Annotated in this window: 1 pseudogene; it reads right to left on the reverse strand. The window is 71.8% G+C overall.

Features of this window, described 5'->3' with window-relative positions:
- Window positions 1-245 (reverse strand): annotated as a pseudogene (locus tag SM753_RS21030) (sodium-dependent transporter); the annotation flags it as partial.

A 245-nucleotide genomic window follows, 5' to 3' on the forward strand; every position in this document is an offset into this window, starting at 1 on the left:
CGCGCCGGGGTTCGCGAAGTACGCGCCCGTCGGGGAGGCGACGAGGTACCGGATGATCCAGCCGCCGACGACGCTGTAGAACGACAGGAGGACGAGGCCGGCGAGGACGCTCACGAGTCCGACGTGCCCCCAGTGCTTCGAGCCCGAGAGGTCTCGGAGCGCGCCGACGGGGCTCTTGCGCGACCGACGTCCGAGCACGAACTCCGCGAGGAGTCCGGGGACGCCGACCGCGAGGACGATGCCGA

The organism is Halostella sp. PRR32 (genome assembly GCF_034808085.1).
Taxonomy (GTDB): domain Archaea; phylum Halobacteriota; class Halobacteria; order Halobacteriales; family Natronoarchaeaceae; genus Halostella; species Halostella pelagica.